General features: G+C 55.5%; 13 protein-coding genes and 1 pseudogene. 3 read left to right on the top strand and 11 right to left on the bottom strand.

All coding sequences use genetic code 11. The annotated features are described in order from the left end of the window. A partial coding sequence (locus CH74_RS11290) for a glycosyltransferase (protein ID WP_156181495.1) occupies positions 1-939 on the bottom strand: 939 nt, incomplete at its 3' end. Positions 940-977: 38 nt separating this feature from the next. After that, a complete protein-coding gene (locus CH74_RS11285; protein ID WP_048307576.1) occupies positions 978-2,687 on the bottom strand; it encodes a potassium/proton antiporter in 1,710 nt (569 codons plus the stop codon). Between the two features lie 407 nt (positions 2,688-3,094). On the opposite strand from CH74_RS11285, the gene CH74_RS11280 reads away from it, so the two are divergent. Further along, positions 3,095-4,051: an ABC transporter substrate-binding protein gene (locus CH74_RS11280; RefSeq protein WP_048307575.1), complete on the top strand. Its 957-nt coding sequence runs from the start codon at positions 3,095-3,097 to the stop codon at positions 4,049-4,051. A gap of 63 nt (positions 4,052-4,114) precedes the next feature. Next, positions 4,115-5,503 carry a 3'-5' exonuclease family protein gene (locus CH74_RS11275; protein WP_048307563.1) on the top strand — a complete coding sequence of 463 codons (1,389 nt, stop codon included), beginning with the start codon at positions 4,115-4,117 and terminating at the stop codon, positions 5,501-5,503. A gap of 53 nt (positions 5,504-5,556) precedes the next feature. Here CH74_RS11275 and CH74_RS11270 read toward each other — a convergent pair whose 3' ends face one another. From CH74_RS11270 to CH74_RS11245, 6 genes are all read right to left on the bottom strand, one after another. Next, the gene (locus CH74_RS11270; protein ID WP_048307561.1) at positions 5,557-6,039 is read right to left on the bottom strand and encodes a universal stress protein; all 483 of its coding nucleotides are present in this window, start codon (positions 6,037-6,039) and stop codon (positions 5,557-5,559) included. 69 nt (positions 6,040-6,108) lie between these two features. Further along, the gene (locus CH74_RS18285) at positions 6,109-7,671 is read right to left on the bottom strand and encodes an AMP-binding protein (RefSeq protein ID WP_048307560.1); all 1,563 of its coding nucleotides are present in this window, start codon (positions 7,669-7,671) and stop codon (positions 6,109-6,111) included. A 32-nt stretch (positions 7,672-7,703) separates the two neighbouring features. Next, the gene (locus tag CH74_RS18280; RefSeq protein ID WP_048307559.1) at positions 7,704-9,149 is read right to left on the bottom strand and encodes an aldehyde dehydrogenase family protein; all 1,446 of its coding nucleotides are present in this window, start codon (positions 9,147-9,149) and stop codon (positions 7,704-7,706) included. A 199-nt stretch (positions 9,150-9,348) separates the two neighbouring features. Then, positions 9,349-10,356, bottom strand: a complete 1,008-nt coding sequence (locus tag CH74_RS11255) for a tripartite tricarboxylate transporter substrate binding protein (RefSeq protein WP_216594753.1) — start codon at positions 10,354-10,356, stop codon at positions 9,349-9,351. A 47-nt stretch (positions 10,357-10,403) separates the two neighbouring features. Next, a complete protein-coding gene (locus CH74_RS11250; RefSeq protein WP_048307558.1) occupies positions 10,404-10,853 on the bottom strand; it encodes a tripartite tricarboxylate transporter TctB family protein in 450 nt (149 codons plus the stop codon). Continuing rightward, on the bottom strand, positions 10,850-12,376 hold the full coding sequence (locus CH74_RS11245; RefSeq protein ID WP_048307557.1) for a tripartite tricarboxylate transporter permease: 1,527 nt from the start codon (positions 12,374-12,376) through the stop codon (positions 10,850-10,852). The genes CH74_RS11250 and CH74_RS11245 overlap by 4 nt, the downstream gene beginning before the upstream one ends. Before the next feature lie 189 nt (positions 12,377-12,565). On the opposite strand from CH74_RS11245, the gene CH74_RS11240 reads away from it, so the two are divergent. After that, complete coding sequence (locus tag CH74_RS11240) at positions 12,566-13,336, top strand: GntR family transcriptional regulator (protein WP_053070727.1); 771 nt, start codon at positions 12,566-12,568, stop codon at positions 13,334-13,336. A 16-nt stretch (positions 13,337-13,352) separates the two neighbouring features. Here the strand turns inward: CH74_RS11240 and CH74_RS11235 are convergent, their stop codons facing one another. The 3 genes and pseudogenes from CH74_RS11235 to CH74_RS11225 all read right to left on the bottom strand — a co-directional run bounded on the left by CH74_RS11235 (position 13,353) and on the right by CH74_RS11225 (position 17,049). Further along, positions 13,353-14,156 (bottom strand): alpha/beta fold hydrolase, encoded by an 804-nt coding sequence (locus CH74_RS11235; RefSeq protein WP_048307555.1) that lies wholly within the window; start codon positions 14,154-14,156, stop codon positions 13,353-13,355. Between the two features lie 183 nt (positions 14,157-14,339). Further along, complete coding sequence (locus CH74_RS11230) at positions 14,340-15,005, bottom strand: 7-cyano-7-deazaguanine/7-aminomethyl-7-deazaguanine transporter (protein ID WP_048307554.1); 666 nt, start codon at positions 15,003-15,005, stop codon at positions 14,340-14,342. A gap of 134 nt (positions 15,006-15,139) precedes the next feature. Next, positions 15,140-17,049 (bottom strand): annotated as a pseudogene (locus tag CH74_RS11225) (propionyl-CoA synthetase). Positions 17,050-17,396 lie beyond the last annotated feature (347 nt).

The raw sequence follows: 17,396 nt of genomic DNA, 5'->3' as shown, positions 1-17,396 counted from the left end.
GCCAAGCCCTTCAGAACTCGAGCAGAGCACGAACAGACGTGCATGGCACATCCATGAATAAGGATTAGTCTGCTGGCCGACCAGATATACCCGCTCTTCAAGGCCAAGCTCGCTAATCAGTTTTTCGAGATGCTTGCGCATTGGCCCTTCGCCGACGATAACCAGGTCCTCGTCAAGTTCCGCTCGAGCGTAAGCCCGGATCAACATTGATTGTTGTTTGACTCTGGAAAGCCGCGCCACATGCACGATATAGGGGCGCGGATGTGGTACTTCTCCCTGCCAGGCAAGCAAGCGGATCGCTTCGATATCGCAGGGATTGGGAATGTCGGTGATGGCTTCGGGCCGGACATCGATGCCATCGAGCAACTGGACGAGCCGCCTGCGCACGCTAGGTGAAACACAGACGATCTGTTTGCCATCATGCAGGCAGCGAAGGTACAGGCGCTCGAGCCAACCGGGTGCCTGGCCACCTGGCCATGATTCGACGACTTGCCACAGCCTTGGATCTTGCCAGCGCCAGTGCTGCTCGAAGGCGCCCTGCCCGCGGGTCACGATCAGATCGAAAGGACCATGCTCCGCTTCCAGCGCCTTCACCTGACCCTTGAGCAGACGGCTCGTGGCAAGGCCACGCCATAGAAAGCCCGACCCCGGTAGCAGTGGCGCCAGTATTAGCCGCGTCAGCAGATTATAGAGTGCTCCAGGGATCGATTGACGCAGCTGCTTGTCGAGATCCTTTAGATGCAAACTGACGCTGGGTGTCGGCGTTAATTCCAAAGGCGCCTTCAAGCGCAGCAGATGTACCTCATGGCCGCTGTGAGCGAGCGCATTGGCGAGCTCGACACTGACCCTTTCGATACCCCCAACCTTCAGTGATCGACAGATAATCAGGATGCGTCGAACATGAGGAACAGAAGACGATGTAAAGAGGTTGGTAGTCAAGGGCTCCTCTGATGGCTGAGTAATAGACTGCGTGAAAGTTATTGATATAGTCTCAACCCCACTTTAGTCACCTTGTTGCCTTCCATGACACTGACGACCCAATGAATACCATGCCAACCGACATCGTCGCCGACAACGGGATGACCGCCCACTCGCAGTGAAATGAATTCACTCAAGGTCATGTGCTGCTCGCCGGGACTCAAGGTGAGTCCGTAGGCGCTGGCGACATCGCTCATGAGTGCGGCGCCATCAAGAGTAAAGGTACCAAAGAACGCGCGTTCGCGCTTGAGGCGAGCCTCACCATTGAAAAGCCGATTGAGTGCCGGAAGATCTTCGCTACGTCCGATGACGCAGATCACGTCATCGATCTTCAACAGCGTGCTCCCCTTGGGGTGCAGCATGACATGTTGACGGAACAGAGCCGAGATCAGAGCCCCGGAAGGAAATCGCAGCAAGCGGATCGGCACGTCTTCAAGTGCTTCGTTGTTGACCTCGTAAACGAACATCTCGAAATCGTTTTCCGGCAGTATGCCCAGAGGACCACGATGATTGGGCACAACGCTGATCGGCACTTCGACCCGGGTCCAGCGGGCCATGATAGAAAGTGTCGTTCCTTGGGTCAAAAGCGATATCAGCACCACGAAGAAGGCAACATTGAAATAGAGTGCCGAGTTCTCGACGCCACCCACCACCGGGAAGATGGCAAGAACGATTGGCACCGCCCCCCGCAACCCGACCCAGGAGATGAACGAGACCTCGCGCCAGCGAAAGCTGAAAAAGGGCTTGATGACCAGAATGACCGCCAAGGGGCGCGCAATGAAGATGAGCACCAGGGCCAGTAGCGCGCCGGGAACGCCGTACTCGACCATCTCGCTTGGCGTGACCAGCATCCCCAGTACCAGGAACAACCCGATCTGGCTCAGCCAGGCCAGGCCATCGTGTACTGGCAAGATGAAATTGAGATGCCGTCCCGGCTGATTGCCGATCATCAATCCAGTCAGGTAGATCGCCAGAAAGCCGCTGCCGCCAAGGGCGCTGGTAAGGCCAAATACACAAAAACCAAGAGCGAGCGCCAGCAGGGAATAAAGCCCCGGGGCCAGGTCCATGACTCTTAATAAGCGACCGGACAGCCAGCCAACGCCGACGCCAATCGCTAGCCCCAGACCAAACTGCTTGACGAACATCAATAGTGTTTCGAGAAAACCGCCGATATCGCCAACCAGAATCTCGACCAGGGTGATGGTCAGGAATATGGCCATCGGATCGTTAGTGCCGGATTCGATTTCCAGAGTGGCGCTGACCCGTTCGTTGAGACTGACACCCTGTCCGCGCAGCATCGAAAAAACCGCGGCCGCATCCGTGGACCCCACGATTGCCCCCACCAGCAATCCTTCCGTGAGGCTCAGTTCGAAGAACCACATTGAAAAAATCCCGACCACCCCGCTGGTGATGAAAACACCTAACGTTGCAAGGGATAACGCCGGTTTGAGCCCGACACGAAAGGTCTTCATGCGCGTTCGCAGTCCGCCATCGAGCAGTATCATCGCCAGCGCCAGATGGCCGATGATGAACGCCAGAGAGTAGCTGTCGAACTCGATGCCCAGGATGCCGTCTTCGCCCGCGAGCATTCCGACCGCAAGGAAGATAACCAAAAGTGGCAAACCAAATATGGAGGAAAGACGACTAGCCAGCACGCTGAGCGCAATCAGCGAACCGGTGAACAGAAAGAGAGTATTGATACTATCCATGACGGCAACACGAAAAATGGGGGAATAAGTATGCCATATCGGCAAACCGCCGATGCATTGCATACCTCAAACTCAAAATACAAAACGAATTAAGGCGCTGAGCCTAGCATCACCTATGCTGGGCATGCAGTAATCCCAGGGTTAGACTAATAATCGCCGGGCCTGGTCTCGGGAGATATCCACTAGATGAGAACGCGATGTTGCTGAAACTGCGTCACAAATTGGTGATTGCCGTAATACTCGTCCTGATGGCTGCTGTGGTTACCGCCGTACAAGTACATAGCAGCAATACCGTCAAAGCCTCTGCAACGACGACAGATAACCTCATCATATCGCAAACGCCCTCGACCACTGATATTTCAGTGGTTCGCAATCCTGCACATCCTCAGGTGCAAGGGCAGCCATCCGTGACTGACAAGACGCCGGAACCCCTGTCCCCACCCCCTTATCGATCCCTGCGGGTGGTGCTCGATTGGTATCTGACGCCTTATCATGCTCCTTTGATCGTGGCCCGAGAGCGCAATCTTTACGATCAGGAAAATCTGGATGTCACATTGATCACACCGGCAGACCCGAGCGTTGCGGCCAAATTGGTCGCTGCTCAACGGGCCGAGCTGGCATTGACCTCTCAGTTGCAGCTGCATCTATTGGTCAAACAGAATTTGCCGTTGATTCGCGTAGGCGCACTGGTACCGCTGCCTCTTGCCACCTTACTGACTCGTCGAAACGCGGGGATCGAACGGCTATCGCAATTGAAGGGCAAGACGGTTGGCTACGTGCACGAGGGGCCGGCCCGAATATGGCTCGATGCCATGCTCAAGGATCAGTCCATAAGCCTGAGTGACATCACGCTGCAGCATGTGGATTTCGGCCTCATATCGGCGCTGACCAATAAAGAGGTCGATGCGGTCATCGGCACCATGCGCCATGTGGATCGTCGTCAGCTGGCCCAGCAGGGCATCGTCGTCAACGAGTTCATGGTCGATGAAAGCGATCTACCGGCCTATGACGAACTGATCGTTGTCGCCAATCGGAATGTGCTGAGTCGGCACCGACGAGATATCGGACGGTTTTTCAATGCGGTGGAGAAAGCCACTCTGTGGCTTATCAATCATCCCGAGCAAGGCTGGGAGCTGGTGCGCAAGGCAGAACCGGGTATCGATACCCCAGCCAATGCGCAAGCCTGGCCGGACGTGCTGCGCTACCTGGCGTTGCGTCCTATCACGTTACAACGACAGCGTTATCAGCGGCTTGAAACCTATTTACTACGTCGCGGTCTGATCGAAACAGCAACCTCGGCCAGACGCCTTGCGGTCGACATCGATGGAGAACTGTTCCAGGACATTCCTTCTCCGCAAGGATGACATAAGGTTGCTCACGCTCATGAAGGTTATCGCCACACCCGGCAAGGAAACTGCGCCACGTTTATGAATGATCGTCCGCTCGTTTTTATCGATCTGGAAACCACCGGCACCCGCACCACCCGAGATAGAATCACTGAAATTGCCGCCCTGCGCGTCATTGATGGCCAAGTCATCGAGCGCTTTACCACGCTGGTCGATCCGCAGACGGATATCCCGAGGCACATACAGCAGATCACCGGTATCGACGACGCCATGGTGAACGGCGCCCCCACCTTCGAGGCGCTGGCCAACGAGCTGTTCGCTTGGCTCGACGGTGATGCAATAGTGGCCCACAACGCGCGTTTCGATTACGGTTTTCTGCGCAATGAATTCAAACGCGCCGGACTGGATTACAGCGCCAGTGTGATCTGCACTCTCAAGCTATCCCGCCGCCTGGCGCCCCAGCAGCGCCATCACAATCTCGATGCGCTGCTCAAACGCCATGGCCTCGGCGACTTCGACCGCCACCGGGCGGAGGGTGATGCGCGGGCAATGCTGGCACTTTGGCAATACTGGCAGCAACAGCATGAAGAAGCACAGCTCGAGACCCTGATTCGTGCCCAGCTGCGTCAGGCCAGCCTGCCAGCGCATCTCGACCCTGCTCGATTGCAATCCTTGCCGGAACGTCCCGGCGTCTATCTGTTTTACGGTGAAAATCGCGCCATCCTGTACGTGGGCAAGAGCGTCAATCTGCGCAGCCGGGTGCTCAGCCACTTCAACAGCGATCATCGTAACGATCGGGAGATGCGGCTAAGTCAACAGATTCACGATTTGGAGTGGCATGAAACCGCGGGAGATCTGGGGGCACAGCTACTCGAGGCGCGGCTGATCAAGGAATTGATGCCGGTACACAACCGCCAGCTGCGGCGCCAGAGCCGTCTGGTCAGCTGGCATTGGCCGGAAGATGAGCCTGCACCCTGGCTGGTCGACGATGACAGCATCAACTTATCTCACGAACTGACACTCTATGGCCTGTTTCGCACGCGCAAGGATGCGCGCAATGCCTTGAGCCAGATTGCCGAGGAGTATCGTCTGTGCCCTCAGGTACTCGGCTTGACCAGTGGCAAGGGGCGCTGTTTTGCGCAGCAATTGGGCCGCTGCGCCGGCGCCTGCTGCGGCAAGGAATCTCTGCAAGCCCACGCCAGTCGTGCCCAGGCAGCACTCGAGCGTTTAAGAGTTCAGCAATGGGCCTGGCCGGGGCGAGTGGCATTCGGCGAGACCGCCCAGGACGGGAAGCAGGTCTGGCATGTGGTGGACCATTGGTGCTATCTGGGCAGCCTTGAACGGCTCGACGAGTCTGAGCTGGTCTCCCTGAGCACACAAAAAGCGCGTTTCGATGTGGATACTTACAAGATTCTTAATCGCTTTCTGACCCGCCAACCAGAACAGGTCGAGGTTCGGCCGCTGGCCTAAGCCATACCTTTTCGACCATCCCTAGAGTAAATGACGTCGCGTCTGAAGTCTTTTCAGATAGGAAAGAGAAATACCGGTCGCGTTGCCTTGAGCGTCACCTTTCTCGCTACTGATCCGATGATCACATCACTCATGCCCGAGTAGCGACGGGAACCCAGTACGATACAATCGGCATCGATGCGCTCCGCTTCTGCAAGGATCACCCTTCCCGGCCGGCCAGGCATCACATTGATTTCGGAAACATGTGCATAAGACGTCTCCTCGGACTCCAGGGCAGACTGACTGAATTGATGAAGACGTCGTTTTATTTCAACGACGGCTTCCTCGAGCGTGGATTCACGATAACCTCCCAGCACGGAATCCGAGATATATCGCTCTGCAATATTGTTGCGAAGAATAGACGGCTCATCGATGACGTGTAAAACATGGATAGAGGCGCCGTATTTCTCGGCAATACTGATGGCGCAGCGAAACACCTTGGGTCCATGTGGACCCAAATCGGTAGCATAAAGAATGCGTTTGATCATGAACGACATGACTTATCCTCCCAGGGCCTAGCATTCAACTTCCTGAGCCGGCTAACCGTTAAGCGCGGCTCAAACACTTCAGGTGCGGCCGATTGTCTCGCTCTTGTTTATCATCAATTCATCGAGCATATCGGCGATTTTCAACCTTTGTACCTTGCCGGAGGGCCCTCGAGGCAGCCAGTACACGACATGAATGTTCCGTGGAGCTTTGTATTCGCCGAGGTCCTTGCTGCAGAACTCGATAAGCTCTTCCTTGCTTGCATGCTTTCCGCTTTTAAAAATCACGCTCGCCACAATTTCCTGGCCATAGTGCTTGTCCTCGATACCGAATGCCGCTGCCTCCAGTACGGCGGGATGTTTCAACAAGACGTCGTCGATTTCCCGGGGGGCAACATTCTCGCCTCCTTTGATGATGAGCTCCTTGAGTCGTCCGGTGATAAAGAAAAAACCCTCTTCGTCTTGATAACCCAGATCCCCGGTGTGCAACCACCCTTCTGTGTCCAGTGCCCCCTGAGTAGCCTCAGGATTCTTGTAGTATTCCAGCATCACATTGTCGCCACGCACCATCAGTTCGCCACTCTCACCGCGCGGCGCCTCTTCACCATTTTCAGTGACGACCTTCACGGTGTTGCGATAGGCAATGCCCGGAGAGCCATACTGCACCTGAAAGGGCGGTAACGGATTGGAGAGGATCTGAGCAGCCGTCTCGGTCAACCCCATAGTCTCGATCAACGCAATGCCAAACTCCTGTTCGAAGGACTTATGACTGGATGCCGAAAGGGCGGCTGAAGCTGAACGTCCGAAACGGACATGAGAAAAATCAGGATTGCCGCGTACCATGACATTATGGCGTTCACTTTGCTCCAGCAGATACGCAACGATGGTGGGAACTACGCTGAACCAGGTGCACTTGTGATCGCGGATCAGTGGCCAGAATGCCCCTGCGCTGAAACGATGCGGCATTACTACGCTACCACCACTGATCAGCGGCGCGATCAGCGTAACTATCTCGGCATTGATGTGATAAAGCGGCAGTACGCAAAGCGCCCGATCTTCTCTGGACAATGCATGTGCCTCCACGGTATTCATGCCGCCGGCAATCACGTTGCGGTGACTAAGCAGAACCCCCTTCGGCTTGCCTGTGGTCCCCGAGGTGTACATCAACAGCGCCGCAGCTTCAGGGTCGATGTCGGTAAGAGCCGCCTTGGGGTGATCGACGCTCGTTAGCCATTGCGGCCCTTGGTCCGGACAGGCAGTGATGACGCTGATCGAGCGTTCGACTTTTTCGCCAAGCGCGCGAGCTCGTTTTAGGTATAGCGGCGAAGCGAACAGAAAGTTTGCATCGCAATGCGCTAAAACATATTCAAGTTGAGCATCGCCGGCGATCGCGTTGAGCGGTACCACGACACGCCCGCTGGCCATCAGCGCCAAAAACAGCGTAGCTGTCCATTGGCCATTGTCCATGAACAAGGCCACATGCTCCCCTGCTTCGCATCTCATCGCATCAAGATGAGCCGACACCTCGTTGACACGGTCACGAAGCTGCGAGAAGGAGAGGTGCTTACCGCTTTCCGGCGCGATCAAAAAGATTTTGTCGCCAGAATCGGCGGCATGAGTGGCGATTAGTTTTTGTACTGTCATGATATAAGTACTCCCCGTTCGCTGCGATGATGTCAGTGATCGCCAAGGCCATGCTTTTGCAAATAGGCGCCAAAAAGTTCTTCTTCGCTCGTTTCCCGCGGCGGGATCGTGCGGGCGATGCGGGTAATATTGAGATAGTGGCGATAGTTCAGGTTGTCTGAAATGCTGTTCTCTCCCCAGGTTCCACAGCCCATGGAAAGCGAAACTGGCAATCCATTATTGGAGCTGCCACCGTTTGCAAAAGCATGCGCCTGGTTGACGATGACGCGGCACACCGGCATTTCCAGCCCTAGCCGCTGTATATGCGCATCGTCGGCCGTGTGAATACCACAGGAGTGGCCCTTGCCTTGATGTTCGAGCAATTGCCGGGTTTGCTCGAAGGCGTCATCGAAGTCCTTGACATGGTAAATGGCCAACACCGGGGAGAGCTTTTCACCCGAGAACGGGTATGCCTTGCCGACGTGTTGCTCCTCGACCATGAAAAATTTGGCCGATTGCAGCTCGGCTCGCGTGAGCCCGGCGATCTTGGCGATCTCGGGAGCCGATCTGGCGATGACATGCCGGCTAAGATTTCCATCCACCCACATCGCCTCTTCCAATTGCTGCTTTTCATCCGCGTCGAGAAGCACACCGCCACAGCGCCCCAAGGCCTCGATGGCCTGGGTATAGACTGCGTCGAGAATCACCAGGCTGTTTTCGGACGAGCAGCTCGTGGCGTTGTCGAAGGTCTTAGAGGCAGTGATCTTCTGGGCTGCATCCTCGAGATCGGCCGATGCATCGATGATGACCGGCACATTGCCTGCTCCGACCCCGATCGCTGGGGTACCGCTGGAATAGGCGGCTCTGACATTGTTCTGCGAACCGGTGACCAGGACTAGATCCACCTGACGCATCAGCTCATAGGTCGTCGCCTTGCTGATCGGCGCAGGTAGTTGCTGCACGAGATCGCGTGGTGCGCCTACCCGATCGAGCTCGGCATGGATGTACTCAAGCAACAAGGTACAGGTGTCCTGCCCTTTGGGCGAAGGGGCGAGAATGATCGCATTTCGCCCCTTGAGCGCATTGATGGTCTTGTTGGTCGGGGTCGCCGCAGGATTGGTGGAGGGCACGATAGCGCCGACCACACCGACGGGACGAGCGATTTCCACCAGGCCTAATTCCGGCAACTCCTGGATGACACCGACGCTCTTCGCCTGCTGAAGATCTTGTAGCAAGCCTATCGTCTTGCGGCGATTCTTGGCGATCTTGTCGTCGACGTTGCCGAGACCGGTGGTCTTGACTGCCAATTCCGAAATCTGATGATTGCGTTCAGGCTGAACCAGGGCCCAGGCAACGGCGGTTACGACCTCATTAACCTGCTGCTGATCGTATCGAGCGTATTGCGCCTGGGCAGCGCGAGCCCGTTCCAGCAGCGAATCGACGATAGCCTTTGCATCGTCGGCTTCCTGCGTCTGGTTGATGTGCATGCTGCTTACCATGAGTTTGCTCCATGATTTTGGACGACTTGTGCATCTCATGTACACGAGTTGAAATACCATTATTCTGTGATTCAGCTATGTCCTACCGCCAAATGTCGATCAATGACGCTGAACTTCGCAGAAAATTCAAGGTGCAGCGCTCTCGCCACTGCACCCTGAACACGGCCCTGCTCACAGAAACAAGCCGTGTTTCGAATCGCTACTTCGCTTTTTCAAGCTCCTCCTGATCAAGATTGGAAAACAGCTCTTTCAGATAGCTCTGGCGATTCGCCCACATCTCTTTCAGTTCTTCTCGTCCCATCACGCGCATTGGAGAACCACCCTCCTCCATCTTGGTCTGGATTTCTCCATCGTTGAACATCTCGACCATCGCATCGGACAGCATCTTCAAGCGTTCCTCGGGTACACCGGCAGGAGCCATGACGCCTCGGAAGTTCACGCTGGAATCATCGACCTCATAGCCCACCTCTTGGAAGGTGGGTACATCGGGAAGAAACTTATCGCTACGTTGCTGATCTGCGACCCCCAGGATCTTGATACGATCCTGACTACGATACGCATCGGATAGATTGTTGAACCCGGCCATTACCTGCCCCCCTTGCACGAAACGCAGGGCATCGACACCACCGGGAGTAGGTATATATTGAAGATCGATGTCGGCGGCGGCTTCCAGTTGCAACATGGCGATATGGTGGCCGACGAAAAGGCCTGCGCCGGAGACGGTAACCTTGCCCGGATTTTCCTTTGCATAGTCAACCAGATCATCCACCGTCTCGAACTGACTGTTCTGACCGACAATTAACACAGCGGGATCAGCTCCCCAGTTGGCGACCGGCTCAAGATTATCGATGTCGTAATAAGTATCGTATATCAAAGATTGGGCAATGAAGTGCGGGACATTGTAGGCAGCCAGGTCGTAGCCTTCCTTCCCGCCCTTCTGCACCAGATAGTTCCAGCCTACCTGACCACCGGCGCCTGGGCGGTTGACGATCACGACCGGCTGCCCAAGATATTGCTCCGCCTTTGAGGTAGCGATGCGTGCCTGGAAGTCCGTCGCGCCACCGGCCGAGTAAGAGACCGTCATATTCAACGGCTGTGTGGGAAAATCGTCGGCAGCCAGAATGGATGTGCTCGATATTAGCACCGCCGTACTGGCCAGAGTGCCGGCTAGTATCTTGGTTTTCTGGAGCAGGTTTTTTGTATTCACGTCTTTCTCCTTTCCCTTCTCGGGTGTTGTTTTAGTCATGCACATCGTTAGATCAGCAGCCCCTGCGGGGTCTGAACACTGAGCAATGAGACGAATACAAGATAGAGCACCGCCATGAAAATGGCCGCAATCACACCGCTTTTAATGGCCCCGCGCCATCCCAAACGCTGCGGGGAGTAGATCATCACGATCAGGAAGAAGGCGATGAAAGAGGTAACGAAGAATCCCAGTCGTTCCATGATGACCAGAAATCCAACGAGAATCAGCAGTAGCGGCCAGATGCTTCCCCAGGGTATGGATTCCTCATCGACCTTGGTGAGCGGCTTCTTCGGGATCAGTGCCAGCAGAACCATGATCGCGGCGATCGCGACGATCGACAACGCGATCATTTGCGGAAATTTATAGCCCGAGACATCTGGCAAAAAAGAGACAACGGCAAGACCGATGGCAAATAGCAATGTGGCTATGACGGTTAAGAGATGGCGACGATCATTCATGGGTCAATCTCCACAGTACGTCCAGTCGACTGACGCCGACGCGCCCGTGCCTTGAGTTCGGCGATGGCGCTATAACCTATCGACAGCACACACAAACCGATCAACAGCATATTGATGCTCCCAGTGAAGAAATACTGGAACGTGCCATCCATGGCCTGCGCGATCATTTGTCCCTGAAGGAGGTTCGTCTCAGCGATCGGGCCGAGGATGATGCCGAGCACCACTGGGCCGGGACTGAAACCAAAACGCATGGCGAAGTACATGGCGGTGCCCAGAACCATCATGATGATCACATCGGACACGCTGTTCTGTACGCTATAGGTGCCGAAGACCGCTAGAACCGTCACTGCGGCCGCCATGTAGTATTTCGGAACACGAATGACATACTTGCTGAAACGGCTGATGTAGAGGCCGAACACCACCATGAGAATCTGACTGACCAGCAATGCGCCCATGAACGTCCAAGCCACCTCGGCGTGTTGGGTAAACAGGCCGGGGCCGGGAAACAACCCCTGGATCAACAGCCCACCCAGTAATACCGCGGCCGTAGGACTACCAGGAATGCCCAGTGACAGCATGGGCACCAGGGAAGCACCGACCATCGCATTGTTGGCGCTCTCGGAAGCAATGACTCCTTCGGGTTCGCCCTTGCCGAAAGCATCGGGGTCACTGCTGAATTTCTTGTTTTGATCGTAGGCGATCAGGCCGGCGATCTGGCCACCGGCACCGGGGATGAGGCCGACCACCGTCCCGACGATACTACCAATGCTCAAAGCACGAACTTTCGACAGGTTATAAACCAACGAAGTCAGGACAGAGCGCTGTTCCATGCCAAAGGTCTCGCCGCTAAGCCCGCGTTTGGCGTCTTCGATCATCTGGAAAACCTGGGGAATCGCGAACAGGCCAATGAGCGCGGGGATGATGGTCACACCGCCTTGCAGATGCTCTGAAAATACGAAGCGTTCGGTGCCGGCGACCGGATTGAAACCGATCAACGAAATCCAGATACCGACAGCTCCGGCAAGTAGTCCTTTGAGTACCGAGGCACTTCCCAGCGAGCCAATGACGGTGATACCCAGAATGGCGATCCAGAACAACTCCGAGGGGCCAAAGCTAAGGGCGAACCCCACCAGCATCGGCGTGAAGAAGATCAAAACCAGAACACCGATAACACCGCCGATCCCGGAGCTGATGAAGCAGTAGTGCAAGGCTTCATTGGCACGCCCTTTCTTGGCCATCGGATGGCCATCGAGCATCGTCGCGATATTAGCAGGCGCCCCAGGTATATTGACCAGGATGGCGCTTACAGCGCCGCCTGCGACCGTCGAGGTATAAAGCACACCCAGCAGGATGAGACCGGATGTTGCATCCATTTGGAAAGTAAAAGGAATGAGCAGAGCAACAGCCATGGTGGGACTCAAGCCGGGAGTCGCTCCCAGTAAGAGCCCCACCACGGTGCCGACGATAAGGATTACCAGATTCCAGCCGCTCACTACCTGGGGCAAGTACTCTAATAACTCCACGGACCTCTCCTCTTTTAACATCTATGCTGAAGCCAACGCACGGATGTTCGCTTATCGTTGTTGGCACGAGGATCACCACCTGTCCATATCCCAACCAAGTCATGCAACTCATGTACATGAGTCATCTTAAGGATTAGACTAGAGCCGTAGGGGTGTCAAATAAAAATTTTGAAGACGCAAGGAGAGATAGTGGAAACGAGTACTGGCACCGATCGTTTGGAACTGTTTCAGACGACATCCCTGGAAACAGCTAAAGGCAAGCCACTCTATCGAGTGGTTGAGAACCACATTCGATCGCTTATCAGCAGTGGTCGTCTAATACCTGGGGATCTGATTCCCTCTGAAACACAGTTGGCGAAGGCGCTGGGCGTTAGCCCCGGAACCGTCAAGAAGGCGATTACCAATCTAGTCTGGGAAAAACTGCTATTCAGGCATCAGGGCAAGGGAACCTATGTATCTCGAGTCGACTTCGAGAAAAGCCTATTCCGATTCTTTACCTATGGCGATGCGGAAGGACGCTCGGTGCGCATCCACAAGGAAACGACCGCACGCAAACGAATGCCGGGGCCGGTTGATGTCTGCCGACGCCTGGGCGTAGAGAAAGACACTGATCTAATTTATATCGAGCGGGTAGGCTTCGTCGGCGAGCGTGCCATCCTGGTGGAATATTCATGGTGGCCTGCCACTGTAGTGCCCGGCCTCGAAGATGAAAAACTTCACATCCCTGATTATTTATACGCTCTCGTATTCGATCATTATGGGGTGCCCATCGTCCGGGCGCAGGAAACCCTGACCGCGGGAGGCGCTGATCCCAAGACCGCAGAAATGATAGATGTCGCCAAAGATACCCCTGTGGTCGTTCTCAAACGGCTGACCTACACCCAAGGAGATAGAATCGTTGAGGTGCGCACCACCAAGGGAAGGGCTGACCGATTCAGTTACAAAACCGAGATTCGATAGGTATAGATAAACGCTTTTAATCTGGTTGCCCTTCCAGAAAGTCATTCACCGCCTGCCGAAACGCTTTCGGCGCTTCGGCGTGTAGCCAATGCCCGGCGTCCAGCGTCTCGATCTCGGCGCTGGGGAGCACTTTCTTCAGCGGTGGAACGAACTCATCACTGACATAGCCGGAATTGGCGCCGCGCAATACCAGAGTCGGTCCTTCATACACGCCCTCGCCCGCCGGTTCGGCAATGATGTTGTCATAGGCCGCCTCGATTTCATCGAGCCCTACCCGCAGACGCATTACGCCCTCATCATCGCGTACCAGATTGGTGGCCAGGAACATGCGTACCGCTGGTGTTTCGACGACTTCGGCCATCAACGCATCGGCTTCCTTGCGGGAGGTGGGCTCGCCTTCCACGACTCGGCGAAGCGCGGCAAAGACGCTGTCGTGATCATGACCGTAGGCGACAGGCGCAATATCCGCGACGATCAATGAGGACAAACGCTCCGGCGCAAGACGAGCCACGGTGATGGCCACCTTCCCTCCCATGGAGTGACCCAATAGATCACAGCGCTCTATTTCAAGCTTGTCCAGCAAGGCGATCACATCCTGGGCCATTACGGCGTAATCCATCTTTTCGGCATGGGGTGAGCGGCCATGATTGCGCAGGTCCACGCTAATCACCCGGCGCTTTCGCTGCCACTGCTTGACATGGGAGCGCCAGTTATCCGCGCTGCCGAACAAGCCGTGCATTACGATCAACGGCACGCCATCCTGACCATCGCTATCTTGCCTACTGCTGTCTTGATAGTAGAGTTCGACGGAGTCGCTCATGCTGTCTTCCTTTTCAGCCCATATTGACATTCCTAAATATCCTAGAACCTGTTTACGGTCTAGCGAGTTAGAGTCAGACGAGGCAAATTCGGACGAAAAAACGGAGTTTACTGGTGTAAATGAGTATTTTGAAAACGAATTTAACGACGTATGGCCGACACGCAGCTGACCGTAGACAGGTTCTCAAATGCCTTCCTGGGAAGGCCTTGCCCCCCAGCGTAGCAGGCTTCGGCTCAACCACCCCAGCAGCAAGCCATACATGGGCAAGAAAAGCGTCAGCGAGATGATCAATTTGACCGCGTAATCGAGCCAGGCGATTTCCACCCAATGGCTGGCCATGAAGGCATCTGGCCCCTGATGAAAGGCGATGGCGAAAAATGCAAAGGTATCCGCAAGATTACCGAACACCGTTGAAAGTGCTGGAGCCACCCACCAGCGGGCACTGCGGCGCAAGCGATCGAAGACCTGTATATCGAGCAGCTGACCGATCACGTAAGCCATGAAGCTTGCCAGCGCGATGCGTGCGACGAACAGATTGAAGTCGCCAAGCGCCGCGACGCTACGAAACTCCTCTTTTTCGAACATGACCGACAGCACATAGGAAACCACCAGCGCCGGCAGCATGACTCGGGCAATGATCACCCGCGCCGGCCCCTTGCCGAACAGTCTGACGGTAAGATCCGTGGCCAGAAAGATGAACGGGAAGCTGAACGCGCCCCAGGTGGTATGCAAGCCGGCAATCGTGAAAGGCAACTGCACCAGATAATTGCTCGCAGCGATCACGAGGATGTGAAAGGCGACAAGCGCTATCAAGCAGCGACGCTTTTGTGCCTCGGACAACAACAGCATGAAGGATTCCTTTTTATACCGCCGAGGGGTGAGGGAACCCTCGTGCATCGATGGGACAAAATGTGAGCGGTGCATGGTAACCACAAATCAGGCCCGCCGAAAGCGGGCTGATGACAGCGGATCGGAACAGGCGACTAAACCTGTTTTGACTGATGCGCGGCCCCCACTTCTCTATCCACCATGTGTTCGTGCACTTCCTGCAGGCTGGTGGGATCATCGATGGTGGACGGCATGCCGAACTCCTTGCCATCAGCGATGGTGCGCAAAAGCTTTCGCAGTATCTTGCCGGAACGGGTCTTGGGCAGACGCGATACCACCAGCACCTGTTTCAAGGACGCCACCGCGCCGATCTGAGCGCGAACCAGGGCGATCAACTCCTTTTCAAGGGCTTGCGTATCACCATCGAAGCCATCCTTGGGAATCACCAGCCCCAGGGGCACCTGGCCTTTCAGATCGTCGAGAATACCGATCACGGCACACTCCGCCACTGCCGCATGAGACCCCAGCACCTCTTCCATCTCACCGGTGGATAGACGATGGCCCGCCACGTTGATGACATCATCGGTACGCCCCATGATGAACAGATAGCCCTCTTCATCGAAGTAGCCACCATCACCGGTCAGATAACAACCCGGGATCGCCGCCATGTAGGCTGATGAAAGCGTTTTGGGTTACGCCAGATACCCGCAAGGCACCCCGGCGGCAGGGGCTGGCGTATGACGATACTGCCCTGCTCATGAGCTGCCGCGGGTTCTCCCTGACGATTGATCACCTGCACGTCATAGCCCGGCACCGGTACCGTCGCGGAACCGGGCTTGACCGGCATGGGCTCAAGCCCCTGCAGATTGGCGGCAATGGCCCAGCCGGTCTCGGTCTGCCACCAGTGATCGATCACCGGCACGTCAATCAGATCATCGAGCCAGTGAAAGGTCGGCGGATCGAGCCGTTCACCGGCAAGAAACAACGTCTTGAGACAGGAAATATCGTACTTTTCCAGCCATTTGCCGTCCGGGTCTTCTTTCTTGACCGCACGAAAGGCGGTCGGGGCGGTAAAGAATGCCTTGACGCCATACTCGGAAATCAGACGCCAGAACGCCCCGGCGTCTGGCGTTCGGACCGGCTTGCCTTCGTAAACGACGGTGGTGCATCCCAGAATCAAGGGCGCATAGACGATGTAGGAATGCCCCACCACCCAGCCGACGTCCGAGGCTGAAAAGAAGACATCGCCTGGCGCCATTCCATAAATGCGTTCCATGGAGTAATGCAGCGCCACCGCGTAGCCGCCATGATCGCGCACCACCCCCTTTGGCTTTCCGGTCGTGCCGGAGGTGTAAAGGATATAAAGCGGGTCGGTGCCCTTGACCGGTACGCAGTCCGCTGGCGTGGCGTTTTTCATCAGCGCCTGCCAGTCATGATCGATATCGCCCAGATCGGCCTGAGCCTGCTCGCGCTGGAGGATGACACAGGCCGAGGGCTTGTAAGCGCTATCGGCGATGGCTTTGTCGACGATAGGCTTGTAAGGAATGACCGTATCGACTTCGATGCCACAGGACGCGGCCACCACCACCTTGGGCTCTGCGTCTTCGATGCGCATTGCCAGCTCATGAGGGGCAAAGCCGCCGAATACCACAGAGTGAATCGCTCCCAGGCGCGCGCAAGCATACATTGCTATCAGCGCCTCGGGCACCATGGGCATGTAGATGACCACCCGGTCGCCCTTTTCCACGCCCAACCCTGCCAAAGCCCCGGCAAAGGTCGCCACCTGGTCGCGTAGCTCACGATAGCTGTACTGCCGACGCTGCCCGGACACGGGTGAATCCCAGAAGATCGCCGGCTGATCACCCCGCCCCGAGTCAACATGATGATCCAGTGCGACATGACAGATGTTCAACTCGCCATCATCATACCAACGGGCGTGATCCTGTTCGTCGTAACTCAGAATGGTCTGGGGCGATTTGAACCAGGGAATACGTTGAGCCTGTTCTGCCCAAAACGCCTCGGGATGTTGAATCGATTGTTGAAACTCGGACTGGTAGGTACTCATGGAAAGCTCGCCTCATCAAGGAAGAACGTGTCGAAGGATCAACGCCAAGGTTCAAGGTACTATCGATCCCAAACCATCGATTGTTGACACTCTAGGCGATGTCATGGCGCTTTCCACTCATACCATCGGCTAACTACTCCTGTTGAAAAGTAATAAATGAGTCTTTGTGACTAAAACATCTTCTTATTGTCGACAATCAGCTGGTCTACCGAGTGTCCAGCACCGGCGGCATTTGGGTTTTACCGTTAAATATACGTTTGAATAAGTATCATGAAGTTGTTGAAGATTTGCTAAATCAGGAAGAGAGTAATGTGGTTGTTATTCGCCAAACCAGCGTCCAGTCAAGA

It is taken from the genome of Halomonas sp. PR-M31, from assembly GCF_001039575.1.
In the GTDB taxonomy this organism is placed as follows: Bacteria; Pseudomonadota; Gammaproteobacteria; order Pseudomonadales; family Halomonadaceae; genus Modicisalibacter.
This window is presented reverse-complemented; position numbering and strand designations above follow the sequence as displayed.

What these genes read in the sequence shown, in the direction of transcription:
- CH74_RS11235 (WP_048307555.1), bottom strand. Translation starts at nt 14,156, where the DNA reads ATGAGCGACTCCGTCGAACTCTACTATCAAGACAGCAGTAGGCAAGAT.
- CH74_RS11230 (WP_048307554.1), bottom strand. Translation starts at nt 15,005, where the DNA reads ATGCTGTTGTTGTCCGAGGCACAAAAGCGTCGCTGCTTGATAGCGCTT.
- CH74_RS11270 (WP_048307561.1), bottom strand. Translation starts at nt 6,039, where the DNA reads ATGTCGTTCATGATCAAACGCATTCTTTATGCTACCGATTTGGGTCCA.
- CH74_RS18280 (WP_048307559.1), bottom strand. Translation starts at nt 9,149, where the DNA reads ATGGTAAGCAGCATGCACATCAACCAGACGCAGGAAGCCGACGATGCA.
- CH74_RS11285 (WP_048307576.1), bottom strand. Translation starts at nt 2,687, where the DNA reads ATGGATAGTATCAATACTCTCTTTCTGTTCACCGGTTCGCTGATTGCG.
- CH74_RS18285 (WP_048307560.1), bottom strand. Translation starts at nt 7,671, where the DNA reads ATGACAGTACAAAAACTAATCGCCACTCATGCCGCCGATTCTGGCGAC.
- CH74_RS11250 (WP_048307558.1), bottom strand. Translation starts at nt 10,853, where the DNA reads ATGAATGATCGTCGCCATCTCTTAACCGTCATAGCCACATTGCTATTT.
- CH74_RS11275 (WP_048307563.1), top strand. Translation starts at nt 4,115, where the DNA reads ATGAATGATCGTCCGCTCGTTTTTATCGATCTGGAAACCACCGGCACC.